This window comes from Crocosphaera sp. XPORK-15E, from assembly GCF_034931425.1.
Taxonomy (GTDB): domain Bacteria; phylum Cyanobacteriota; class Cyanobacteriia; order Cyanobacteriales; family Microcystaceae; genus UHCC-0190.
Window position 1 is genome coordinate 75,513 of the sequence record NZ_JAYGHQ010000008.1, and the last position, 20,593, is coordinate 96,105.

At 38.2% G+C, this 20,593-nt stretch carries 29 protein-coding genes; 20 read left to right on the plus strand and 9 right to left on the minus strand.

Annotated features, from left to right (window positions below; all coding sequences use genetic code 11):
• The first annotated feature begins 88 nt into the window (after positions 1–88).
• Positions 89–331: a NifU family protein gene (locus VB691_RS09850; protein ID WP_323291315.1), complete on the plus strand. Its 243-nt coding sequence runs from the start codon at positions 89–91 to the stop codon at positions 329–331.
• Between the two features lie 45 nt (positions 332–376).
• Here VB691_RS09850 and VB691_RS09855 read toward each other — a convergent pair whose 3' ends face one another.
• Positions 377–1,090 carry a response regulator transcription factor gene (locus tag VB691_RS09855; protein ID WP_323291316.1) on the minus strand — a complete coding sequence of 238 codons (714 nt, stop codon included), beginning with the start codon at positions 1,088–1,090 and terminating at the stop codon, positions 377–379.
• A gap of 176 nt (positions 1,091–1,266) precedes the next feature.
• On the opposite strand from VB691_RS09855, the gene VB691_RS09860 reads away from it, so the two are divergent.
• Positions 1,267–2,766, plus strand: coding sequence for an aminotransferase class I/II-fold pyridoxal phosphate-dependent enzyme (locus tag VB691_RS09860; protein ID WP_323291317.1), 1,500 nt, complete (start codon positions 1,267–1,269; stop codon positions 2,764–2,766).
• A 111-nt stretch (positions 2,767–2,877) separates the two neighbouring features.
• Here the strand turns inward: VB691_RS09860 and VB691_RS09865 are convergent, their stop codons facing one another.
• From VB691_RS09865 to folB, 3 genes are all read right to left on the minus strand, one after another.
• On the minus strand, positions 2,878–3,489 hold the full coding sequence (locus VB691_RS09865) for a DUF3318 domain-containing protein (protein ID WP_323291318.1): 612 nt from the start codon (positions 3,487–3,489) through the stop codon (positions 2,878–2,880).
• Positions 3,490–3,516: 27 nt separating this feature from the next.
• Entirely contained in the window at positions 3,517–3,699 is a 183-nt protein-coding gene (locus tag VB691_RS09870) for a hypothetical protein (protein ID WP_323291319.1), read from the minus strand.
• A gap of 409 nt (positions 3,700–4,108) precedes the next feature.
• Complete coding sequence (gene folB / locus VB691_RS09875; RefSeq protein ID WP_323291320.1) at positions 4,109–4,465, minus strand: dihydroneopterin aldolase; 357 nt, start codon at positions 4,463–4,465, stop codon at positions 4,109–4,111.
• Positions 4,466–4,615: 150 nt separating this feature from the next.
• Between folB and VB691_RS09880 the strand changes: the two genes are divergently transcribed.
• The 3 genes from VB691_RS09880 (at position 4,616) to VB691_RS09890 (ending at position 8,087) form a co-directional block, all read left to right on the plus strand.
• Positions 4,616–5,299 (plus strand): Crp/Fnr family transcriptional regulator, encoded by a 684-nt coding sequence (locus VB691_RS09880; RefSeq protein ID WP_323291321.1) that lies wholly within the window; start codon positions 4,616–4,618, stop codon positions 5,297–5,299.
• A gap of 3 nt (positions 5,300–5,302) precedes the next feature.
• Entirely contained in the window at positions 5,303–7,081 is a 1,779-nt protein-coding gene (locus VB691_RS09885; protein WP_323291322.1) for a M61 family metallopeptidase, read from the plus strand.
• Positions 7,082–7,172: 91 nt separating this feature from the next.
• Positions 7,173–8,087, plus strand: a complete 915-nt coding sequence (locus VB691_RS09890) for a branched-chain amino acid transaminase (RefSeq protein ID WP_323291323.1) — start codon at positions 7,173–7,175, stop codon at positions 8,085–8,087.
• A 12-nt stretch (positions 8,088–8,099) separates the two neighbouring features.
• Here the strand turns inward: VB691_RS09890 and VB691_RS09895 are convergent, their stop codons facing one another.
• A complete protein-coding gene (locus VB691_RS09895; protein WP_323291324.1) occupies positions 8,100–8,780 on the minus strand; it encodes a TIGR04283 family arsenosugar biosynthesis glycosyltransferase in 681 nt (226 codons plus the stop codon).
• A 182-nt stretch (positions 8,781–8,962) separates the two neighbouring features.
• Between VB691_RS09895 and ccsB the strand changes: the two genes are divergently transcribed.
• Positions 8,963–9,979: a c-type cytochrome biogenesis protein CcsB gene (gene ccsB / locus VB691_RS09900; protein ID WP_323291325.1), complete on the plus strand. Its 1,017-nt coding sequence runs from the start codon at positions 8,963–8,965 to the stop codon at positions 9,977–9,979.
• A gap of 97 nt (positions 9,980–10,076) precedes the next feature.
• Here ccsB and VB691_RS25830 read toward each other — a convergent pair whose 3' ends face one another.
• Together VB691_RS25830 and VB691_RS09910 are read right to left on the minus strand one after the other, a co-directional pair.
• Positions 10,077–10,511 (minus strand): type II toxin-antitoxin system HicA family toxin, encoded by a 435-nt coding sequence (locus VB691_RS25830; protein ID WP_416244938.1) that lies wholly within the window; start codon positions 10,509–10,511, stop codon positions 10,077–10,079.
• The gene (locus tag VB691_RS09910) at positions 10,504–10,734 is read right to left on the minus strand and encodes a type II toxin-antitoxin system HicB family antitoxin (protein WP_323291326.1); all 231 of its coding nucleotides are present in this window, start codon (positions 10,732–10,734) and stop codon (positions 10,504–10,506) included. Before VB691_RS09910 ends, VB691_RS25830 begins: the two co-directional genes overlap by 8 nt.
• Before the next feature lie 81 nt (positions 10,735–10,815).
• Between VB691_RS09910 and VB691_RS09915 the strand changes: the two genes are divergently transcribed.
• The 10 genes from VB691_RS09915 to VB691_RS25835 all read left to right on the plus strand — a co-directional run bounded on the left by VB691_RS09915 (position 10,816) and on the right by VB691_RS25835 (position 15,729).
• Positions 10,816–11,082: a hypothetical protein gene (locus VB691_RS09915; protein WP_323291327.1), complete on the plus strand. Its 267-nt coding sequence runs from the start codon at positions 10,816–10,818 to the stop codon at positions 11,080–11,082.
• Between the two features lie 33 nt (positions 11,083–11,115).
• Positions 11,116–11,334, plus strand: a complete 219-nt coding sequence (locus VB691_RS09920) for a type II toxin-antitoxin system HicA family toxin (protein ID WP_323291328.1) — start codon at positions 11,116–11,118, stop codon at positions 11,332–11,334.
• Positions 11,321–11,545, plus strand: coding sequence for a type II toxin-antitoxin system HicB family antitoxin (locus tag VB691_RS09925; RefSeq protein WP_323291329.1), 225 nt, complete (start codon positions 11,321–11,323; stop codon positions 11,543–11,545). Before VB691_RS09920 ends, VB691_RS09925 begins: the two co-directional genes overlap by 14 nt.
• 81 nt (positions 11,546–11,626) lie before the next feature.
• On the plus strand, positions 11,627–13,177 hold the full coding sequence (locus VB691_RS09930; protein WP_323291330.1) for a caspase family protein: 1,551 nt from the start codon (positions 11,627–11,629) through the stop codon (positions 13,175–13,177).
• A gap of 779 nt (positions 13,178–13,956) precedes the next feature.
• Positions 13,957–14,349, plus strand: a complete 393-nt coding sequence (locus tag VB691_RS09935) for a type II toxin-antitoxin system RelE/ParE family toxin (protein ID WP_323291331.1) — start codon at positions 13,957–13,959, stop codon at positions 14,347–14,349.
• Positions 14,342–14,632 (plus strand): transcriptional regulator, encoded by a 291-nt coding sequence (locus VB691_RS09940; protein WP_323291332.1) that lies wholly within the window; start codon positions 14,342–14,344, stop codon positions 14,630–14,632. Before VB691_RS09935 ends, VB691_RS09940 begins: the two co-directional genes overlap by 8 nt.
• A gap of 32 nt (positions 14,633–14,664) precedes the next feature.
• The gene (locus tag VB691_RS09945; protein ID WP_323291333.1) at positions 14,665–14,919 is read left to right on the plus strand and encodes a BrnA antitoxin family protein; all 255 of its coding nucleotides are present in this window, start codon (positions 14,665–14,667) and stop codon (positions 14,917–14,919) included.
• 169 nt (positions 14,920–15,088) lie between these two features.
• The gene (locus VB691_RS09950) at positions 15,089–15,268 is read left to right on the plus strand and encodes a hypothetical protein (RefSeq protein WP_323291334.1); all 180 of its coding nucleotides are present in this window, start codon (positions 15,089–15,091) and stop codon (positions 15,266–15,268) included.
• 2 nt (positions 15,269–15,270) lie between these two features.
• Positions 15,271–15,540 carry a hypothetical protein gene (locus VB691_RS09955; protein WP_323291335.1) on the plus strand — a complete coding sequence of 90 codons (270 nt, stop codon included), beginning with the start codon at positions 15,271–15,273 and terminating at the stop codon, positions 15,538–15,540.
• A gap of 21 nt (positions 15,541–15,561) precedes the next feature.
• Entirely contained in the window at positions 15,562–15,729 is a 168-nt protein-coding gene (locus VB691_RS25835) for a DUF6888 family protein (protein WP_416244943.1), read from the plus strand.
• 92 nt (positions 15,730–15,821) lie between these two features.
• Here the strand turns inward: VB691_RS25835 and sixA are convergent, their stop codons facing one another.
• Positions 15,822–16,319: a phosphohistidine phosphatase SixA gene (gene sixA / locus VB691_RS09960; RefSeq protein ID WP_323291336.1), complete on the minus strand. Its 498-nt coding sequence runs from the start codon at positions 16,317–16,319 to the stop codon at positions 15,822–15,824.
• A gap of 36 nt (positions 16,320–16,355) precedes the next feature.
• Here sixA and VB691_RS09965 point away from each other — a divergent pair, with 36 nt between their 5' ends.
• The 3 genes from VB691_RS09965 to VB691_RS09975 all read left to right on the plus strand — a co-directional run bounded on the left by VB691_RS09965 (position 16,356) and on the right by VB691_RS09975 (position 18,576).
• On the plus strand, positions 16,356–17,243 hold the full coding sequence (locus VB691_RS09965) for a hypothetical protein (protein WP_323291337.1): 888 nt from the start codon (positions 16,356–16,358) through the stop codon (positions 17,241–17,243).
• 190 nt (positions 17,244–17,433) lie between these two features.
• Entirely contained in the window at positions 17,434–18,099 is a 666-nt protein-coding gene (locus tag VB691_RS09970) for a rubrerythrin family protein (protein ID WP_323291338.1), read from the plus strand.
• Between the two features lie 30 nt (positions 18,100–18,129).
• Positions 18,130–18,576, plus strand: coding sequence for a ubiquinol-cytochrome c reductase iron-sulfur subunit (locus VB691_RS09975; RefSeq protein WP_323291339.1), 447 nt, complete (start codon positions 18,130–18,132; stop codon positions 18,574–18,576).
• Here the strand turns inward: VB691_RS09975 and VB691_RS09980 are convergent.
• Positions 18,573–19,403 (minus strand): phosphoadenylyl-sulfate reductase, encoded by an 831-nt coding sequence (locus tag VB691_RS09980; protein WP_323291340.1) that lies wholly within the window; start codon positions 19,401–19,403, stop codon positions 18,573–18,575. The two genes, VB691_RS09975 and VB691_RS09980, sit on opposite strands and share 4 nt — an antisense overlap.
• Positions 19,404–20,025: 622 nt before the next feature.
• On the opposite strand from VB691_RS09980, the gene VB691_RS09985 reads away from it, so the two are divergent.
• On the plus strand, positions 20,026–20,589 hold the full coding sequence (locus VB691_RS09985) for a TIGR04376 family protein (RefSeq protein WP_323291341.1): 564 nt from the start codon (positions 20,026–20,028) through the stop codon (positions 20,587–20,589).
• Positions 20,590–20,593 lie beyond the last annotated feature (4 nt).

Genomic DNA, 20,593 nt, shown 5'->3' on the forward strand with positions numbered 1-20,593 from the left:
AACCTTACTTAACACTTATTACTTGTGAAAAGTTGTAAACTTCAAGGTAGGATAGAGTAACTAGCACCCTGAGCAGCAGAGGTAAATTATGGCAGAGACAATGACCTTAACTCCAGAAAACGTTGAAACAGTATTAGACGAAATGCGTCCCTACTTGAATGCAGACGGTGGCAATGTTGAACTCGTCGAAATTGATGGCCCCATCGTCAAACTAAGGCTTCAGGGAGCTTGTGGCTCTTGTCCAAGCTCTACCATGACCCTAAAAATGGGTCTTGAACGGCGTTTAAGAGAAATGATCCCTGAAATTTCGGAAGTTGAACAAGCGTTCTAAAACGGAGCAAACTCCCTCGTTATCTAAACAAGGGAGTTTCTTAACTTAATCACTGTCAGGAAGTTCAAACAGATACCCTCTTCCCCGAACTGTTTTAATGAGTTTGGCATCAGGATCATCAATTTTTTTGCGAATTTGACCAATATGAACATCTACCTTCCGTTCTACCCCAACTTCGTGATTATCGCCCCAAACGGCTGAAATTAGGTCGCTTCGTTCCCAAACCCGATTGGGATGGGTGGCTAAAAAGTATAATAGTTCAAATTCTAGGGTTGTTAGAGGAAGCACTTCATCTTCCAGGGTGACTTCACAGCGGTTAGGATCAATAGCTAAGTCGTTAATGATTAAACGACGATCAGGATAACTGAGAGGGGTTCCACCGAAGTTGCGTCGTTTCAGTAAAGCCGCAATTTTTGCCTTGAGAATTTCTAAATTAAAGGGTTTGGTCAGATAATCATCGGCCCCCTGTTCAAATCCTTCTAACACATAACTGGTGTCTGTCATACAGGTTAGCATTAACACTAAAGCCCCTGTTTGACGAATTTCTTTACACAAACCGAAGCCACTCTCATCAGGTAAATTAACATCCAAAATGACTAAATCTGGGTTAAGCTTTTGAAAGATTTGACGAGCCATTTTTGCATCTGCTGCTGAAACGATATTATAGTTGTTATAACTAAAAAATCGAGAAATTAATTGGCAAATTGCGGGATCATCATCAACAATTAAAATTTTGGGTTGCGGGGAACTTATTGCCATAGATTTTTGATGTAAGGGATGTTAACAGAAATAGAAAATAAGGGTTAGGGATTTATGAATACTATCTCAGTTGTAAGAAGTTTTCTGGGAATTTTATTGAGCTTTAGGCAATAAAACCTGATAGTTGTTGGTTCTCAGCATCAATTTAGGGCTGTTTTTTTTATCTTTTTCTGTCCATGACATTCTCTAAAGACGCTTTTTTTCAATCCCAAAAGACAACCCCTTTGATTGAGGCTTTGAGTACCTTAAAAAACCAGCCTGATGCTGCTTTTTATACCCCTGGCCATAAAAGAGGGCAAGGAATCGCTCACTCATTGACTTCTTTAGTGGGAACCGCCGTATTTCAGGCAGATTTGCCAGAGTTGCCAGAATTAGGCAATTTATTTGCCCCTGATGGTGCGATTCAACAAGCCCAAATCCTAGCAGCCGAAGCGTTTGGGGCTGATCAGACCTGGTTTTTGGTCAATGGGTCAACCTGTGGCATCATTGCTGCTATTGTGGCAACTTGTGGTAGTGGCGATAAGATTATTGTACCCCGTAACATTCATCAATCTGTCATTACAGGTTTAATTGTCTCTGGGGCCGTTCCCATTTTTCTCAATCCTGAATATGATCCTATCTGGGATCTTGCCTATAGCTTCACTCCAGAAGCCCTAGAAGGGGCGTTAAAGCAACATTCTGATGTTAGGGCCGTTTTGTTGGTTTATCCCACCTATCACGGTGTCTGTGGGAATATACAAGCGATCGCAGATGTTACTCATCGTTACAATATTCCCTTGTTGGTGGATGAAGCCCACGGGGGACATTTTGCGTTTCATGAGGCTTTACCTCCTTCGGCTTTGTCCCTAGGGGCAGATTTAAGTGTACAATCGACCCATAAGGTATTAGGGGCCATGACTCAGGCTTCTATGTTACATCTCAAAGGCGATCGCATTGAACCTCAACGCATTAGTCAAGCTTTACAGTTAGTTCAATCTACCAGTCCTAATTATTTATTATTAGCGTCTTTGGATGGGGCTAGGCAACAAATGGCTATCCAAGGACAAACATTATTAAATGAAACTATAAAATTAGCTGAAATTGCTAGAAATGAACTCAGTCAAATTGAAGGATTAGGGGTTTTTAAATTAGAAAAAACTTGTCCAGGTTTTCAATATTTAGATGTTACAAGATTAACGGTTAATGTTACTTCATTAGGGATCACGGGTTTAGAAGCTGATGAAATTTTACACAATAAATTGGGGGTAACGGCAGAATTACCGATGTTATCTCATTTAGCTTTTATTATTTCGATTGGCAATACACAAAATGATATAAAACAATTAATCAAAGCCTTTAAATCTCTAAGAGATTTTTCCTCACCCCCTCGGTTGATGAGCGTAGTCGAATCTCCGTTGATGAGCGTAGTCGAATCAAACCCCCTCACTCCTTCATCCCTTAAATTATCGCCTCGTGATGCTTTTTTTGCTCCCAAAGAATTAGTAGGAATTGAGCAGAGTCTTGGGCGTATTAGCGGGGAATTAATTTGTCCTTATCCCCCAGGTATTCCTATCTTAATGCCTGGAGAAATTATTACATCTGAAGCTATTCAATATTTAATCAAAATTCAAAAATTAGGGGGAATGATTACGGGATGTAGTGATCAAAGTTTACAAACTTTTAAAGTTATTAAGTAAATTGGGTTAACATCATTAATATGACAAGATTTGTAGGGTGGGCAATGCTCACCTTACATTTATTTTTAGTTATCATATAATTGCTTAATTGTCAATTATCAATTGGTAAAACTATTCTTTTTTAACATTATCAGGAACACCTACGGGAGAAAGATTAGCTAAAGATTTAAGATTTTGAGTACGAATTAATTCTGTAAAATCAAGAATAGAACGACCTTCTAATTGGGCCGCATTTTCGATTCCTTCTAGTAGGTTTTTGGCTGCTTCTACTTCAGAATAACCTCGTCTAACCGCAACTTTGATTGCCGATTGATCAGCGTCTAATTCCCGTTGCACACTGCGATTATTTTGCCAAATTTGTCGGGCTGAAATTGCAGTTAAACCTCCAGCAATGAGCATTCCTAGGGCATCACCTTGTATAGTTTGGAGGGTTAAACCGATCACACTAGCTAAGACAATACCCTGATATAAATCCGCTTTAAACCAGCGAATATTGGTTAAACTGCTAGTAGCTCTTAAAATCAATAAATCTCGTTGTCCTCTTGATAGCCGTCGCCATAAATCAAAGTTAATATAAATAGGACGACTATCTCGATTCCAAGGGGGCGAAAATGGTGCATCAATTACCTTTGATTGTTGCGGTTTGCTAACAATTTTTGTTAACATCCTGCCCGAAGCTGGCATTACATCTAATAAACGGCTAATCTCAGCATCAATACTCATAGACCAACAGCAGAAAAAATAACTCTCTTATTGAGTATAATGACTTTGGGACGTACTGTCTTTATGTAAGCAGTTTTCTAAGAGTTGAATTTTATATAAATACCAAAAACGATTAACTTCCCAAATCGTGGGACTATTGGCATTAAAAAGGGGTTGGTTAAGATATAACCAGATAGCACCCCCAATATGTCTAAATTTCCATAAATTCATGTTAGGCATCCTTGTTCTAAAATCCCTGATTATTGTTCAATCAAAAACACTGAGTTTTTTTTTGAGAATTGTCGGTGGTTCTTATTTCATAACCTTCCTATTATTAATGTGACAGATCAGGGGACTTTTTAACTTGGTGGGAATTGCGGAATCTTTTGCTAAAATTTACTTAAACTAAGTATTTTCAGGGTATTTTCTCCTCAAAATAGCCCTAAAAAATTGTTGCAATCCTTGATATAAAAGCATCCTATGTCTTAACAAGATAGAATCTTTTCTGAAGTTCTTTCCTCTAAAAACAGGAAGATAGGGGCGAATAATGCCGTAAATATACTCAGTATTCCCCAATCTACTGATTCTTATTTCTTGTCTTAATATTTTGTAATATTGAAGGTTAATTGAGTACAAATAACTAGGAGTAGCGAGTAATATCGATGGTAATTTTCCCACCAAAATCAGGAATGGGGGCCGTTGGTTTAGTCAGACGGACTCTCACCTGTTGAATTTTGTCTAAGGTTAAGATATCCTGAGCGATAACTTCAGCTAAACGCTCAATCAGAGCAAATTTAGCTGTAGCGATCTGAGCTTTAACCATGGCGATCGCCTGACGATAATCTGAGGTATCTTGAATATTATCGCTGGTTCCTGCCCTTGTTAAATCAACTCCAAGAATCAGATCCACTTCAAACCACTGTCCTAAGACTTGTTCTTCGGGTAAGTATCCCACATAGCCATAACAACGAATTCCTGTAATGTAAATCCAATCCATCGGGGAACCCAGATATTCAACAACAAGCAAACCTCAATCTAACATAAAAATCCTTGGGGCTTCCGAGGGTAGTGGTAACTTGTAGAATAACAATTAATCTTTATAATATTCCTTAGCCCCCTTATTCAGTGTCATACTGAAACGCCTTTAATGGAGACTCCAGCAATTACCGAGCTATTCCCCTTGTTCAATACAGCTAACCCAGAGACATTAGAATGGATGCTATCTGTCGTAGATGAAGAAACTTACGCCCAGGATGAAGAAGTTGTCAAAGAGGATGATTGGGGAAAAGCCGTTTATTTTATCGTTTCTGGTTGGGTTAAAGTTCGTTCTCGCTATTCCTATCAAGAAACTACCCTAGAAATTCTAAGCAGAGGTGATTTTTTTGGGGAAATGGAAGTGCTTGATGAATCCCTAAAATATGTGGATGTCATCGCCCTTTCTGATGTTGAATTACTTAGTATTTCAGCCCAACGTTTTCTACAAATGCTGTTTAAAGATCCCCAATTACATCATCGGATGTTGCAATTGAGTGTCAGAAGGGTTCGGAGACTTTATCGTCGTTTTCAATTACATCAACAATCACCTAAAATAAAGCTAACTAAAACCTTAATTAAATTAGCAGAAAATTATGGTAGATTAACCGAAAAGGGTTCAGAAATTTTACAGATTCCAGCACAAGACTTAGCTGATATTGCTGATGTTTCTTTAGAAGATTGTCAACAAATTCTCAGCCAACTACAAAACCAAAATTGTCTTGATCTTGAGCCATCTCGTCAAATTTTATCTCTAACAAATCTAAAACAACTGCATCATCTTTCTAAACAACTGTAAATAATGACTAAAGCTACCCTCATTGAACCCAACCAAATAACCAAAACTTCGCCAAAGATTAGTTATCAAGTGGCGATGTCTCAGCCTAATTCCCATCTTTTTGAAGTTACCCTAGCCCTGCAAAATTGGTCAGATGAAGTTCTAAATTTAAAGTTACCTGTCTGGACACCTGGCTCATATTTAGTGCGGGAATATGCTAGACATATACAGGATTTTAGAGCTTTCTCTAGCCAGAACAAGAAAAAACTTCTTAGCCAAAAAGTAGGTAAGAATCATTGGGAAGTTGAGACAAAAGAAAACAGTGATATTATCATTAAGTATCGGGTATTTGCCAATGAATTAACCGTCAGAACTAATCATCTAGATAGTACCCATGGTTATTTTAATGGGGCGGCTTTATTCTATTTTATTCCAGGCCTAGAAAAACAGCCAATTACTGTAGAAATTATTCCCCCTAATTCTAACTGGAAAGTGAGGACAGCTTTACCATCTATTCCTGGAAAATTCAATCAATTTGAAGCCCAGGATTTTAACACCTTAGTAGACAGTCCCTTTGAAATTGGCATTCATGAAACCTACGAGTTTGAAGTTTTAGGAAAACCTCATCAATATGTGATTTGGGGCAAAGGAAATATTAAACCAAATCAATTAATTGAAGATACCAAAAAAATCATTGAAAGCGAAGCTAAACTTTATGGAGGTTTACCCTACGATAATTACCTATTTATTCTCCATCTCACTAATAATGGGTTTGGCGGGTTAGAACATAAAAATTCTTGCTCGCTTATTTATTCCCGTTTTGGGTTTCGAGATAAACAAAAATATAATCGATTTTTGCAATTAGTAGCTCATGAATTCTTTCATTTGTGGAATGTAAAACGAATGAGGCCGAAAGAGTTAGAAACCTTTGATTATGAACAGGAAAATTATACGCGATCACTCTGGTTTTCTGAGGGAACGACAAGCTATTATGATCTGGTAATTCCTCTAAAAGCAGGCATTTATAATAGGCCGAAGTTTTTAGAGATGTTAGGGAAAGAAATCACCCGTTTTTTGGCAATTCCAGGACGGAAAGTGCAACCCCTAAACGAATCAAGTTTTGATGCTTGGATTAAATTATATCGTCGAGATCTTAATAGTGATAATAGTCAGATTTCCTATTATCTCAAAGGGGAATTAGTCTCCCTTTTATTAGACTTATTAATTAGGGCCAAACATGAGAATCAGCGTTCTTTAGACGATGTAATGGTTCAGATGTGGGAACAATTTGGTCAACCTGAAATTGGCTTTACCCCACAACAATTACAACAGGTAATTGAATCCGTCGCTGATATGGATTTACAAAGCTTTTTTAATCGTTATCTTGATACCACAGAAGAATTACCTTTTGATGAATATTTAGCGCCCTTTGGATTAACCCTTAAACCCGTAATGGAAGCAGAAACAACTCCCTATTTAGGGATGCGAGTTCAGTCAGAAAATAATAAAGAAATGATTAAATTTGTTGAAGCAGGATCACCGGCCGGGTTAGGGGGAATTGATGCAGATGACGAATTATTAGCCATTGATGGAATTCGCGTGAGTGCGGACCAATTAACGGAACGGCTCAAAGATTATCAAACAGGTGATATGATCGAAATAACAGTCTTTCATCAGGACAGACTCAAGACTCTTTCTGTTGCTTTAGCAGACCCCAAACCCAGTCACTATGAAGTAGTCTTAGTTGAAAATCCCTCAACGCTACAAACACAAAATTTAGTGGGTTGGTTAGGGAAAAATTAAAGAAAATTGTTGCTGAATTTATGGGTATAATGAAAATTCAGGACAGAGGAAGCCCTCACGAATTGAAGGATAACTGATAACGGAACTAAAGATGCACACTTTTCTGCCAATTGCTTACTTTGAAAACCAATTCATCCCGTTTGAAAACGCCAAAATTTCTATAGCGACTCATGCACTACATTACGGGACAGCGGCCTTTGGTGGAATGCGTGGAATTCCAGATCCAGGAAATCCCAATCAAGTTTTATTATTTCGTTTAGAGCGTCATTGTCAGCGATTAAGTCAAAGTGCGAAGTTTCTCAATTATGATTTACCTGCTGATAAACTACAACAAATTATTATTGATTTTGTCAAAAAAAATAAACCGTCTAAATCATTTTATATGCGGCCTTTAGTTTACACTTCTGGGTTGGGAGTTGCTCCCCGACTTCATAACATTGAAAAGGATTTCTTTGTTTATGGTTTGGAAATGGGAGATTATCTGTCTCCTGATGGGATTAGTTGTCGGATTAGTTCTTGGACTCGTCAAGAAGATCGTAGTTTCCCCTTAAGAGGAAAAATTAGTGCAGCTTATATTACTTCTGCATTAGCGAAAACGGAAGCGGTAGAATCAGGGTTTGATGAAGCGATTTTAATGAATTCCCAAGGGAAGGTTTGTGAAGCGACGGGGATGAACCTTTTTATTGTGAGAAATGGTCACTTAATTACTCCTGGATTTGAACAAGATATCCTAGAAGGAATCACGAGAGATAGTATTCTGACTTTAGCAAAAAATTTCGGAATTCCTACTATTGAACGGCCAATTGATAAATCAGAATTATTTATTGCTGATGAAGTTTTCTTGTGCGGAACCGCGGCTAAAATTTCCCCTGTGAAACAAATTGAAACCTTTAAACTGCCGGAAACTCGTCCCATTACTGAACAATTAAAAGAAAAATTATCAGCGATTACGGAAAATAAAGATCCAGACTATAAGGAATGGATTTCTGTTATTCCTTTAGAATAAATAAATTAATTATTATTTTCTTCCATATAAACGCGCTAATTGATCAGGAGAAACCCCTAAATAATAACCGATAATAATTAATTGATTAATTATGGTAGTTTTCCATACCCCTAATTTTTGCCAGCGACGACTAGAAGTGGTAACTTTAGCTGAAGCAATGGCAATTTTACCCCGTTTTTTTAGCCGTTGAATTAACTCAAAATCCTCCATAATGGGAAGATAAGGAAACCCCCCTATCTCTCGAAATATGGAGGTTTTGAGAAAAATTGCTTGATCACCATAGGGAAGGGAAAAAAAATGCGATCGCCAATTAACTAACCTTTCAATCAAACGAAAAGAAAGCTGTTGACTATCAATGCCTAATTCAAACGCTCCCGCAAGAGTTTGGGGATCTGATAAGACATTTTTAATAATTGTTGGATAATTGTTAGGTAAGATCGTGTCAGCATGAAGAAATAAAAGAATATCTCCGGTAGCAATAGACGCACCTTGATTCATTTGATAAGCACGACCTTTTTGAGTACAAAAAACAACCTTAACTCCCATATTTTGAGCAATGAGAATAGTTTGATCTTGACTTCCCCCATCAGCCAAAATTATCTCTATCCCAGAGCTATGTTTGAGTCGGAGTAGGTTTTGTTTAATAACTTCTTCTTCATTTAAAACGGGGATAATAATGCTGATTGTTTCCATAAAATCTAGAACTATACTATCTACCCATTGCAGCACAATTGAAACCCTGGGAAAATTTTAAGATTTAGTTTATAATAAGGTTTGTCTAAGAAAGAGAAAACCGATCATAGCAATCTTTAGAATTCACTTACCTAAAGGCGAGTGGAGAAAGTCAACTTAAATCACTAGAGACGGAACTCAATATGGATTTAATCAGCTTACAGAATTTCCTCGATAACAGTTCATTTTTAATCCTATTCCTGACCATGCTTATTTATTGGTCAGGGGCAGCCTTTCCTAGTTTAACCTGGTTGCCTCCCTTGGGAACCGCTGGAGTGGCGATCGCTAATTTATCCATGGCCACCCTATTAGGGGCCCGTTGGATAGAAGGGGGCTATTTTCCCTTAAGTAACCTCTATGAGTCCCTATTTTTCTTAGCTTGGGGAATAACAGCAGTTCATCTCCTGGCCGAAAAAATGAGTCGCAGTCCCTTAGTCGGTGTCGTAACAACCCCTGTGGCCATGGGTATTACCGCCTTTGCGGCCTTATCCTTACCCACCGAAATGCAGCATTCTGAACCCTTAGTTCCTGCCCTTAAGTCTAACTGGTTAATGATGCACGTTAGCGTGATGATGCTCAGTTATGCAACATTGATGGTAGGGGCCGTATTGGCGATCGCCTTTCTCGTTGTAACCCGTGGTCAAAATGTGGAACTCAAAGGGAGTTCCGTGGGAACTGGAGGTTATCGGGATAAGTTAGGGCGACAACTGCTTAATAATAACCACAAAAACCCAACCGTTGCCGTAGCTGAAAGCAATGGTAGTGGCGGGACAGCCGTGTTAAATGCGGTTGCTACTTCAACAATGACCACTAATGAAGTTATTCTTTCGCCTCAACGCCTCAGTTTAGCCGATACCTTGGATAATATTAGTTATCGCATCATTGGGTTAGGATTTCCCTTATTAACTATTGGTATCATTGCGGGAGGAGTTTGGGCCAATGAAGCTTGGGGATCTTATTGGAGTTGGGACCCTAAAGAAACCTGGGCCTTGATTACATGGTTAGTATTTGCTGCTTATCTTCATTCCCGTATTACCAAAGGTTGGCAAGGAAGAAAACCTGCTATCTTAGCTGCTAGTGGGTTTGTTGTGGTTTGGGTTTGTTATTTAGGAGTGAATTTATTGGGTAAGGGTTTACATTCTTACGGGTGGTTTTTTTAGTTAAGTAGGGTGGGCATTGCCCACCTAATATATATACTTTTTATCACATTTAGGTAAACGGGCTGAAATTAGTTTATTGAGTTTATAAACAATATTATTATTCTGAATTATTATATAAGTTTTGATCACCAATAATACGAAAATCTGACGGATCACCTAAAGAGTTTAATTTTCGTCCTAGTGCTGCATTTTCCTCTTTTATAGCAACAGTAACAACAGGCAGTGTTGAACTATCATTAACTGCATCTCTCCAAGCATCTCTATCACCTTGCCAATAAGCTAATATAAATAGGACGATTAATACCAAAAAAACAATGACTAATTCATCTAATAAAGAAACAATAAATTTAAGTAAATTGACTTGAGGCAGTGTTCCTTTAGCAATGGTTCGATGATTAGGAATAGTAACTTGAGTTGATGGATTTTCTCTAACTAAAGTAATATGACTGCCGCGCTGTCGATAAACAAAAAAGTTGATTTTTTTTAATGCTTTGATACATTCTTCACCAGAAATAGCGGGTAATTTACTCATATACAATGGCAGTCACTTCAATGTTATCTTCAGGAATTAATTCGCCCCTTTCTCGTAATACTTCAATATGAAGATTGATAGCTTCTTGAATATTTTCTAAAGCTTCTTTCTTCGTTTCTCCCTGACTAATACAACCAGGTAAACTAGGAACTTCAGCAATAATATAGCCATCTTCATCAGGATAGAGTAAGATGGTACGTTTATGAGAAATTGGGGTTAACATAGTAGTTTTAGGTTACATTAATAGTCTACTTTTCTTAAGTATAGTATAATTTGTTTAAAAATCAAGGTTAAAGTCAAAAATATGAAATTTCTTCTATTCGGTTTAACTCTCTCAGTAATGATTATCTTATCGGTTACAGGACTAATAGTAAATGCGAACACTTCCCCTAACCAAGAAATAGCCCAAAATTCAACCATTACTAAACAAAGAAATCCGCTTAATTTAGATAGTTTGAGTGAGGAAGGATACAGTAGATTTATAAAAAATGCGAGTAAAAATAATGGAATAAAAATGATAATTTTTGATTCACAAAAAAAAATCACAGTCAAAATTCAGGAAGTAAATTGATGATATAATAAAGAATCGTGTTATCGATTAGTAATGCCGAAGAAAATTCGAGAACTCAAACAAATGTTACAACAAGCGGGCTTTATTTCTCGTACTGGCAAAGGTAGTCATTCAAACTGGTTTCACCCTTTGTATGCTGGTAGAATTACTATTTCAGGAAAAGATGGTTCAGATGCCAGAGAATACTTAGAGAAAGAAGTTTTAAAGGCAATTCAAGAAGTTAAAAAGAGAGGCAAAAATGGACAAACTTAAATATCAAATGATTATCCAATGGTCAGACAAAGATAATTGTTATTTAGTAGGATTACCAGACTTTCCAGGACAACAGTGGAGAACTCATGGCGATACCTACAATGAAGCAGTAGCTAATGGAGTAGAAGTTCTAGAATTATTAATTGAAGATTACAAATTAGCAGGAGAATCTTTACCCATACCTACCACTTATTCTACTGAAGCTGCTTAGATTAATTGACCCGAAAAAATCACAGTCAAAATTCAGGAAATCGACTAAACTGTACTCAAGTAAAATTACCCTAAATTTCCCATGTTTCCCCTGAAACAGTTATATCCTGTCTCTATTCTTGCTGGTTTAGGTTTCATTACCTTTACCGTTGCTGTTTCTCAAGCGACGACTCATCAAAGTCTTATCCCTGTTGGGTTTCGTTCCTCAAACGCCACTTCCTCTATTTGGGGAAACCCCAAGACCGGAGTGGCTCCCCAACCTACTCATAATAATACTTTAATTGCTCAAAAACAGTCTAAAATCGCTCTAGTGATTGGTAATGCTGACTATGATGAGAACGCATTAGCGAATCCTGTCAATGATGCAACGGATATGGCTAAGGCGTTGCAAAAATTAGGTTTTGAGGTGACATTGCTGAAAAATCAAGATTTACGGACGATGGAGACAGCAATAGACGATTTTAGCCTAAAATTGCGACAGGGTGGGGTAGGTTTGTTTTATTATGCGGGACATGGGGTACAGGTGGAGGGAGAAAATTATTTAATTCCTCTCAAAGCGAAACTGCTACATGAGAAAAATGCGCGTTATGAGGCGTTAGCTTTAGGAAAGGTTATAAATGCGATGCAAGCGGCGGAAACTCAGGTAAATATCGTTATTATTGATGCTTGTCGAGATAATCCTTTTTATCGTCGCTGGCGTTCTAGTCGTCGTGGTTCATCAGTACGGGGTTTAGCACAAGAGATACCCCCCGAAGGAACAGTTATTGCTTTTGCGACTGCACCAGGGGAATATGCGCAGGACGGAAAAGGACGAAATTCGCCGTTTACTTCCCATCTATTGCGCTATATTAAAGAACCTAATTTAGATGTGGTGTTAATGTTTAGGAGGGTACGCGCTGAGGTTTTGCGAGAGACGGACAGAAAACAAGAACCTTGGTATCAGGAATCCTTAGTAGGTTCATTTTCCTTTAATTCTGTCGATAATTCGCCATCCCCTCAACCTAATCCTACCCCAGTAGTTACGATTCCCACCCCTAAACCTAGTCCTAGTCCCACTGTTGCTGCTGTACCAAAACCAAAACCCCCACCCTCAACCCCTTCTAGTCAACAAAGAAGTACCCTTATTTCTTCAACAACAGGAACAGACTATACACCGCTTCGGGAACTTTTAGCACAGAAAAAATGGAAAGAAGCTGATCAAACAACCTGGGATTTAATGTTAGCTGCTGCTAAGCGACAAAAAGAAGAAAGGTTAGACTACAAATCAATTAAAAAATTTTCCTGCGAGGATTTGCGAATGATTGATCAAGAATGGTTAAAGGCTTCAGGAGGAAAATTTGGCTTTTCTGTACAATTGCGGATTTTTAAGCAGACAGGGAATACTCCCGGAAGCTATAATGACGAAACCTATAGACGTTTTGGAGATGAAGTGGGCTGGCGAAAGAACGGAAGTTGGCAAGACTATCCAGATTTAAGCTGGAGTACCAATGCACAATTGGTCGCACCCCAGGGACATCTTCCTACTGCGGAGTACACGAGGGGAGTAGTTGCTTGGGTGTCAGGGCATGATTTATCTGGAGGGTTTTTGAGTCCGAGTGTAGGGGGTTTTATCTTCTCGCAGTGCGGCTTGTAAATTGTAACCTATAAGGTGTTTCGGAGTTGTTGCAGAATCTTACAATTAGAGAATAGTAATATTAGTAGGGGTTTAACACCGTTAAACCCTCTTAAAACCATCAACTTATTATTGCCATGCCCCTACAAATTGATACGGTAGGGGCATGGCATTAGTAACCTTACTCTTAAGACCATTAACTTATTATTGCCATGCCCCTACAAATTAATGGTGTATTCCAAAAAGTTGCAAACTGCTGTATTTAGGAAACAAAAAGGTTGAGGGCTTAATAGTATTAAGCCCCTACAATGGGTTAAATTAACATTATGATTCTGTAGGGGTTTAACACTGTTAAACCCTCTTAAATCCAGGTTAAATCGAGGATTTAGTTAATAATACAGCAGATTACGAGTTAGTATGATATTAAACGGTAAGGGCATGGCATTAGTAATCTTACTCTTAAAACCATCAACTTATTATTGCCATGCCCCTACAAATTAATGGTGTATTCCAAAAAATTGCAAACTGCTGTAGTTAGGAAACAAAAAAGTTAGGGCTTAATGGTATTAAGCCCCTACAATGGGTTAAATTAACATTATGATTCTGTAGGGGTTTAACACCGTTAAACCCTCTTAAATTCAGGTTAAATTGAGGATTTATTCAATAATAGTTAGGAAACAAAAAGGTTTAGGGCTTAATGGTATTAAGCCCCTACAATGGGTTAAATTAACATTATGATCCCGTAGGGGTTTAACACCGTTAAACCCTCTTAAATTCAGGTTAAATCGAGGATAGGGAATGTGCCGAAAACCAAAATCATCTTTTATCAAGAAACAGAAGGCATCTCTCCCGTCATTGAGTGGCTTCAAAAGTTACTAAAAACTGATAGAAAAGGATTTGCTAAATGTGTTGCCAGAATTGAACAGCTTGCCTCACAGGGACATAAATTACGCCGTCCTACTGCCGATTATCTAAGAGATGATATTTGGGAATTAAGAGCAAAACAAGGAACCGTTCAGTATCGAATTTTCTACTTTTATTATGGTCAGAATGTAGCCATTATTGGTCATGCTATTATTAAAAAAAGTTCCGCAGTTCCCCCTCAAGATATTGAGAGAGTTATAGATAGAAAAATCAGATTTGCACACGATCCACAATTACATACTTATCAAGGAGAAATAAACGATGTCTAAAACAACTGATGCAGTAAAAATTATTAACCAAATGATTGCAGATGATCCTTCAATACAAGAACTAATTGCTATAGAATCCCTCAATATAGAAGTCTCACAACTTATTTATGAATCTCGCATAAAAGCAGGATTAACTCAACAGCAACTCGCAGATTTAGTCGGTGTTAAATATGACATTATTGTAAGTCTTGAAGATGCTGATTATGAAGGAAATTCTCTCGTAATGTTACAAAAAATTGCCACAGCACTCAATCAACGAATTAAAGTTAGTTTTGTTAGCTAAAAATTGAACATCAACAATATGAAGGATAAATCATGAAGGATCAATACGATTTTAGCAAAGGAAAAAGAGGAGCAATAGATCATATTCCCAAAGGAAAAACTCAGATTACGCTATGTCTTGATGATGAGATTATTGACTGGTTTCGTGAGTCTGTAAATGCCCAAAATGGAGGCAACTATCAAACTTTGATTAATGAGGTTTTGCGAGAATACATAAAGCATAAAGATGAATCTTTAGAAGCTTTATTACGTCGTGTTTTGCGGGAAGAATTAACACCTAAAAATTAGGAACTAAAATTAAGTCGGAAATAGTTAGGAAACAAAAAGGTTGAGGGCTTAATAGTATTAAGCCCCTACAATGGGTTAAATTAACATTATGATACCGTAGGGGTTTAACACCGTTAAACCCTGTTAAATTGATAACATTCTCTCGACAACCCAACCTATCACAAATCAAGTGGAACCAACAGAAGAACAGTATCTTATTTTGAATGCGCTGGAAACTTTGGGACTTTTAACCTTTAAAGTCTATGATGAAGATAATGGAGCCTGGCTACTTATCACTTCCAGTTTAACACTGCCTCAATCATACTTATTACCCAACGGCGAAATTGTCCCCTTAGAATGGATGCTTTAACCATGAAAAAACCGACAAAGCTTCAACAACACCAGTCCGAAAGAATTAGCGAAATTACAGCGAAAGGAAGACAGCGTTATTTAGAAGCGGGAGGGGACCCAAAACGTTGTCCTAGCGGAAGAAAAGGCAATGATTATTTAACAGATGAAGAACGCCAAGAAATTTTAGAATTATCTCGTCAGATTTTTGGAGTTCAGATTAAAGATAATCAGGTTGACTGTCAAGGAAGAACTTGGGAATTATCTAATAAAATAGAAATAACTCAAGCATGAAATATTTGTTCCTTTTATAAGATGATACAAGGAGTGAATAATTCATTGCCTACCGATCAACAGAAAAATACTGCAATCTTTATTTGTCAGCTACTCTCAAATCTTTATCAACCCATCAACCTATTCCGTAGGGGTTTAACACTGTTAAACCTTGTTAAATTCAGGTTAAATGGAGGATTTAGTCAATAATAGTTAGTAAACAAAAAGGTTTAGGGCTTAATAGTATTAAGCCCCTACAACTGTAATTCTAAAATATAAATTAGTCATCGACAATTTTTTGATTAAATTAACCATTTAGGAGAGGTTAATAAAAACAATTCTCCCTGACCTATTGGTGTTACTTGATCAGGTAAATTAATACCAATAATTCCCGCTTTTTTGACCACCAATTTACCATAATTATTTCCCCAAACTAAGATCTCTGCCCAATCTCCTAAATCGGGTTGATGCCCTACTAAAGCCAAACAACTTTCAGGTTTATTATAGTGCGAATTTGCCCACCAATCGGCCCAAGAATCAATGTCTCCTCCCGGTGCAAGAAAGCTAAATTCTTCTAATTTGTCACTTAAACCCACCGTTTGTAAAATTTCAGCCGTTTGACGCGCTCTGACCAAAGAACTTGTTAAAATAAGATCAAAATTAATTCCCATTGCTCGTAATCGTTGAGCAACTTTTAGGGTTTTTTCCCGCCCAATTTCAGTCAAAGGACGGGCTTTATCATCCATATCGTTTTCTCTTTCAACGGCAATGCCATGACGAATTAAATAAAGTTGTGTCATTGATTTATCCTTTCATCCTAACTAGAGGTAACTATTGTGAGCAAACCAATTTATGAATTAGTGAACGAATTACCAACCGATAATATGACGGTGAAGGTATTACGAACTCTTGATTTTGTTGTTCCTGGAGAATGGGATAATCTCATAGGTTTTGAGAATACTATCCGTAAAGTAACGGGAGAAACCGATGAGGAAATGATACAACAAATCGGCGATCGCGCGGTTCATTTATTTAATGATAAATCCCAAGGGTATCAACGAGCATTATGGTTATATCAAACCGTTGATCGTAGTGATAGCGCGTTAGGAGCAGCCGCTTTAGCCAATAAAATTGGGGAAAAAGTCTCTTTTCTAGGATTTTTAAACAACATTACTCCTAACCCAGATAAAGCGCAATCTATCGATTTATCCTTAAAATTAGTGGTCGAATTAGTGGCTTTTTGTCAAATTAATGGCATTCCAGGGGATAGTATTGGAGATTTTGTTGCTTCTTTAGGAGAGTATAGTGGAGAATCTTTAATGCGGATGGCTGCCTTAGTTTGTTTAGATGGTTTAATTCCCTTGGGGCCTGATTTTATCTTAAAAGTTCAATCGAGTTTAAACAATCTTTCTCCCAAAGAATTAGATAATAATGGCACCTTTGGCAATATCAAAAAGCTGATTCCTGGGAATAACACCAGTAGTCAACTAGATTTTATTGGCAATAGTTTTGATTCCGTTAAAGGTTGGATGTCAGGGTTTGTCGCTGAAAGAGATTTAACGCCTCAACAACTTTTTAAGAAGTTGGGGAGTTTTATTGAGTATTCAGAGGACAAATTAGATTATTTAGCCGCTTTTCTCGATATGGCAACCAATTATTATGAACATACAGGGACTCAAACCCTAGCCAGAAGGTTAATTGAACGGGCAGTGGCAGAAATTTAATAATTGACTGTGTGGGCATAATATTATTATGCCCCTAACCTTAAAATTCAAAGCTAAGAGCTTATTTATAGACAAAATTTTCATAAAATCATCATTCAAAAAAATCAACTCGATTTCTTTACCTTTTTTGGCTAGAGTTAAGACGTAGTAATCTTAAAACTTCTAAATTTTTTAAGTAGGAAATTGAACCATGAAACGCACCCTAATTCTTTCCATAGCGACTTTAAGTATTCTCCCCTTGGTGGGATGTGTTGAACAACCATCGTCAACCACAGTAGAATCCATAAAACCCACCACAGAAGTCGCTACCAATGATCCTAAGTCCCTCACCCTCAAAAATCTACAATCAGCTTACAATGGGGAAGCAAACGCCCATCAAATGTATCTTTCCTATAGCCAAAAAGCAGACCAAGAAGGATATAAAGGGGTGGCGAGTCTCTTTCGTTCCGCAGCAGGGGCCGAAGCAATTCACCGTGATAATCATGGTGTCGTGATCCAATCTATGGGAGGCACCCCCGAAGCCAAAATCGCCGAACCCCAGGTTAAATCAACCCAGGAAAATCTAGAAACAGCGATTAAAGGCGAGTCTTATGAACGGGACACCATGTATCCTGAGTTTATCGGCCAAGCCAAAAATGCAGGAAATGCAGCCGCTGTTCAGACATTTACCTACGCTGGCGAAGCGGAAGGTGAACACGCTAAACTCTACACAGAAGCCTTAAAAAATTTGGACGGCTGGAAAACACCCAAAGCCTTTTATGTTTGTCAATCTTCTGGACAGACTTCAATGAAGGTTAGTGACATGGGAAATTGCCCAAAAAGCAATACAAAAGAGCAATTTGCAAAAATTCTCTAATCCTTGATTAAATCAGGAGTTATCTGTACAATGATGAACCGTCGTGAATTTATGGGTTGGGTTGGAGTCGGAGGAATTGCCAGTTTTCTCCCTGTGGCGATCGCCGCCTGTTCTCCTCAAACAAAATCCCCTGCTACTGCCCCCACATCGTCCTCAACGGGCGAATTTCAAACGGTTGGGACTTTGACTGAATTAAAAGAAAAAGGTCAAATTCTCAACGAAAAATTCCCTGGTGGTGCCGTTTTGGTGGTGGAAAATGGTACTGATGCCAATGGGTTGATGGTAGTTAACCCTACCTGTACTCATGCAGGATGTACCGTGACTTGGGAAGCTGATAACAAAATTTTTGATTGTCCCTGTCATGGGTCTAAATTTGGGGCAGATGGTAAAGTAGTCGAAGGGCCAGCGAAAGATCCCCTCAGTACCTATCAATCTAAGCTAGAAGGAGATCAGATTTTAATTAAAGCCAAGGCTTAAAGGGTACTAGAATCCAAACTTTGGGCCGCTTCTGGGGTGAGGGGCAAATGTAAGCCACATTCTTGTTTAAGCCCGTGAAAACGGCTATCCCGTTCATTTTCATCTCCGGCCATCACGGGACGACTCGAATGCCAATCACCCACTGACACATAACCTTTGTCAAAATAGGGATGATAGGGAAGATCATAGGCCGTTAAATAATGGTAAATATCGCGGGAATTCCAGGTCAAAATGGGATGAACTTTGTAGTATTCTCCCTGTTGAGCGACTTTATCCAAGGATTTCCGATGATTTGTTTGGTCACTGCGGAGGCCCGCTAACCAAGCGGTTGCCTTGAGTTCTTTTAAGGCCCGTTGCATGGGTTCTACTTTACGAATCAAATCATAGCGGTTGAGAGACTCAACATCTTGCTGACTCCAGAGTTTGCCGTAAAGGGCCTCCATTCTTGCTGGAGTGAGGGAAGATTGATAAACTTTTAAATTGAGGTTGAGGCGTTCAGTTAATTCTTGAGCAAAATGATAGGTTTCAGCAGGTAGATAGCCCGTATCCACCCAAATTACCGGAATATCAGGAATCACTTGGGTGACTAAATGAAGCATAATCGCGGCTTGAATGCCAAAACTGGTACTCATCACCAGTCCTTCCCCAAAGGTGTCTGCTGCCCATTCTACCAACTGTTGAGCATTGACATTTTTTAGGGTTTGGTTGACTTCTTCTAAGGATAAATCGGGTTTCTGGGGTTGATAAAAGCTGGTATTGTGGCGATGCTCAGAAACCTGATGGTTATCTACATGGGAGTTGACGAGATGTAGATTGGATTGGGGCATACTGTAACTTTTCCCTTACGTTCAGTAATCTGGATAATAATATTGACTATCACTAATCCTATGTTGATTGTATCCTGGTTTAATTGAAGAAATCGTATCAATTAAGGGATTTTTATCGTAAAATCACTATAAGACAGAAATGATTCTTCAGGACATATTATGCCAAAATGTTAGCGCAAGCCAGAGGGCGCAAGCATTGCGCCCCTACAAGCGGACAAATTGGAAAGTAGGGGCGTATGGCATACGCCCTCTCTTTGATAAGTAATAGTTTAGCATAATATGTCCTGAAGAACCGAAATTATCAATGGACAATGGACAATGGACAATTGACAATTGGTTAATTTGGTTTAAAACCTCCTCTTTTAAGGGGAGAAATTAAAAAATTTTTCCTTATTTTCAATCCTCTACCTAAAAGGTAGAGGTAATTGTCAATTGTCCATTGTTCATTGTCAATTGTTGAACCCATAGTATTTAAAAGAAGTGAAAGTATTCGGACGAAATAAAACAATAAAAGCCTTTAGAAACTTGGTAAAGGAACAAGATAAAACCGTTGACACTCTTGAATATTTATCAAAAGTATTTCACAATAAAGATTAAATAAATCCCCTTACCTCTATTCTCCATGAGCTTATTTGATGATTTTAGCCAATTTCTAGAAACCAGACTGGAAGAATTTCTTCGCAATAATCCCCATCTGGAGTTACAAGCACTCTTAGAACAACTCAGAGAGCAAGAACAACAGGCCATTAAACTCATTTTAGACAAAGAAACACAGAAAAAACGCCTAGAAAGTGAAATTTTGACCTTAGCTGAGGAGATTCAAACCTGGCATAAAAGAATTGCTAAGGCCAAAGCTGCTAACCGCTTAGATTTAGCCCAGCCCGCCCAGGAAAGGGAAGCGGCCTTACTGCGTCAGGGAAATCAACTTTGGGGACAGATGGAAGGGGCTAAACAGCAAATTGCTCAAACCCAAACCCTATTAAGTCAAATTCGGCAACGCAAACAAGAAGTTCAAACCCAAGCGACACAAGCAAAAACCAGCCAAGCTAGTCCGAATTCGGATACAACGGGTTGGAATCAAGGGATGAATTATCAAACTTATCGTAATGCAAATGATCCCTTGGAAGCTGAATTTAAACGCTGGGAATTAGATGATGAATTAGAACAGTTAAAACGCAATTTATAAAGAA

Coding starts and splice junctions, on each gene's coding strand:
- VB691_RS09970 (WP_323291338.1), top strand. CDS start 17,434: ATGAAACGCACCCTAATTCTTTCCATAGCGACTTTAAGTATTCTCCCC.
- VB691_RS09880 (WP_323291321.1), top strand. CDS start 4,616: ATGGAGACTCCAGCAATTACCGAGCTATTCCCCTTGTTCAATACAGCT.
- VB691_RS09985 (WP_323291341.1), top strand. CDS start 20,026: ATGAGCTTATTTGATGATTTTAGCCAATTTCTAGAAACCAGACTGGAA.
- VB691_RS09930 (WP_323291330.1), top strand. CDS start 11,627: ATGTTTCCCCTGAAACAGTTATATCCTGTCTCTATTCTTGCTGGTTTA.
- VB691_RS09945 (WP_323291333.1), top strand. CDS start 14,665: ATGAAGGATCAATACGATTTTAGCAAAGGAAAAAGAGGAGCAATAGAT.
- VB691_RS09870 (WP_323291319.1), bottom strand. CDS start 3,699: ATGAATTTATGGAAATTTAGACATATTGGGGGTGCTATCTGGTTATAT.
- VB691_RS09895 (WP_323291324.1), bottom strand. CDS start 8,780: ATGGAAACAATCAGCATTATTATCCCCGTTTTAAATGAAGAAGAAGTT.
- VB691_RS09925 (WP_323291329.1), top strand. CDS start 11,321: ATGGACAAACTTAAATATCAAATGATTATCCAATGGTCAGACAAAGAT.
- VB691_RS09955 (WP_323291335.1), top strand. CDS start 15,271: ATGAAAAAACCGACAAAGCTTCAACAACACCAGTCCGAAAGAATTAGC.
- VB691_RS09855 (WP_323291316.1), bottom strand. CDS start 1,090: ATGGCAATAAGTTCCCCGCAACCCAAAATTTTAATTGTTGATGATGAT.
- folB (WP_323291320.1), bottom strand. CDS start 4,465: ATGGATTGGATTTACATTACAGGAATTCGTTGTTATGGCTATGTGGGA.
- VB691_RS09850 (WP_323291315.1), top strand. CDS start 89: ATGGCAGAGACAATGACCTTAACTCCAGAAAACGTTGAAACAGTATTA.
- VB691_RS25835 (WP_416244943.1), top strand. CDS start 15,562: ATGATACAAGGAGTGAATAATTCATTGCCTACCGATCAACAGAAAAAT.
- VB691_RS09890 (WP_323291323.1), top strand. CDS start 7,173: ATGCACACTTTTCTGCCAATTGCTTACTTTGAAAACCAATTCATCCCG.
- VB691_RS09860 (WP_323291317.1), top strand. CDS start 1,267: ATGACATTCTCTAAAGACGCTTTTTTTCAATCCCAAAAGACAACCCCT.
- VB691_RS09865 (WP_323291318.1), bottom strand. CDS start 3,489: ATGAGTATTGATGCTGAGATTAGCCGTTTATTAGATGTAATGCCAGCT.
- VB691_RS09915 (WP_323291327.1), top strand. CDS start 10,816: ATGAAATTTCTTCTATTCGGTTTAACTCTCTCAGTAATGATTATCTTA.
- VB691_RS09980 (WP_323291340.1), bottom strand. CDS start 19,403: ATGCCCCAATCCAATCTACATCTCGTCAACTCCCATGTAGATAACCAT.
- VB691_RS09975 (WP_323291339.1), top strand. CDS start 18,130: ATGATGAACCGTCGTGAATTTATGGGTTGGGTTGGAGTCGGAGGAATT.
- VB691_RS09910 (WP_323291326.1), bottom strand. CDS start 10,734: ATGTTAACCCCAATTTCTCATAAACGTACCATCTTACTCTATCCTGAT.
- VB691_RS09885 (WP_323291322.1), top strand. CDS start 5,303: ATGACTAAAGCTACCCTCATTGAACCCAACCAAATAACCAAAACTTCG.
- VB691_RS09940 (WP_323291332.1), top strand. CDS start 14,342: ATGTCTAAAACAACTGATGCAGTAAAAATTATTAACCAAATGATTGCA.
- sixA (WP_323291336.1), bottom strand. CDS start 16,319: ATGACACAACTTTATTTAATTCGTCATGGCATTGCCGTTGAAAGAGAA.
- ccsB (WP_323291325.1), top strand. CDS start 8,963: ATGGATTTAATCAGCTTACAGAATTTCCTCGATAACAGTTCATTTTTA.
- VB691_RS25830 (WP_416244938.1), bottom strand. CDS start 10,511: ATGAGTAAATTACCCGCTATTTCTGGTGAAGAATGTATCAAAGCATTA.
- VB691_RS09920 (WP_323291328.1), top strand. CDS start 11,116: ATGCCGAAGAAAATTCGAGAACTCAAACAAATGTTACAACAAGCGGGC.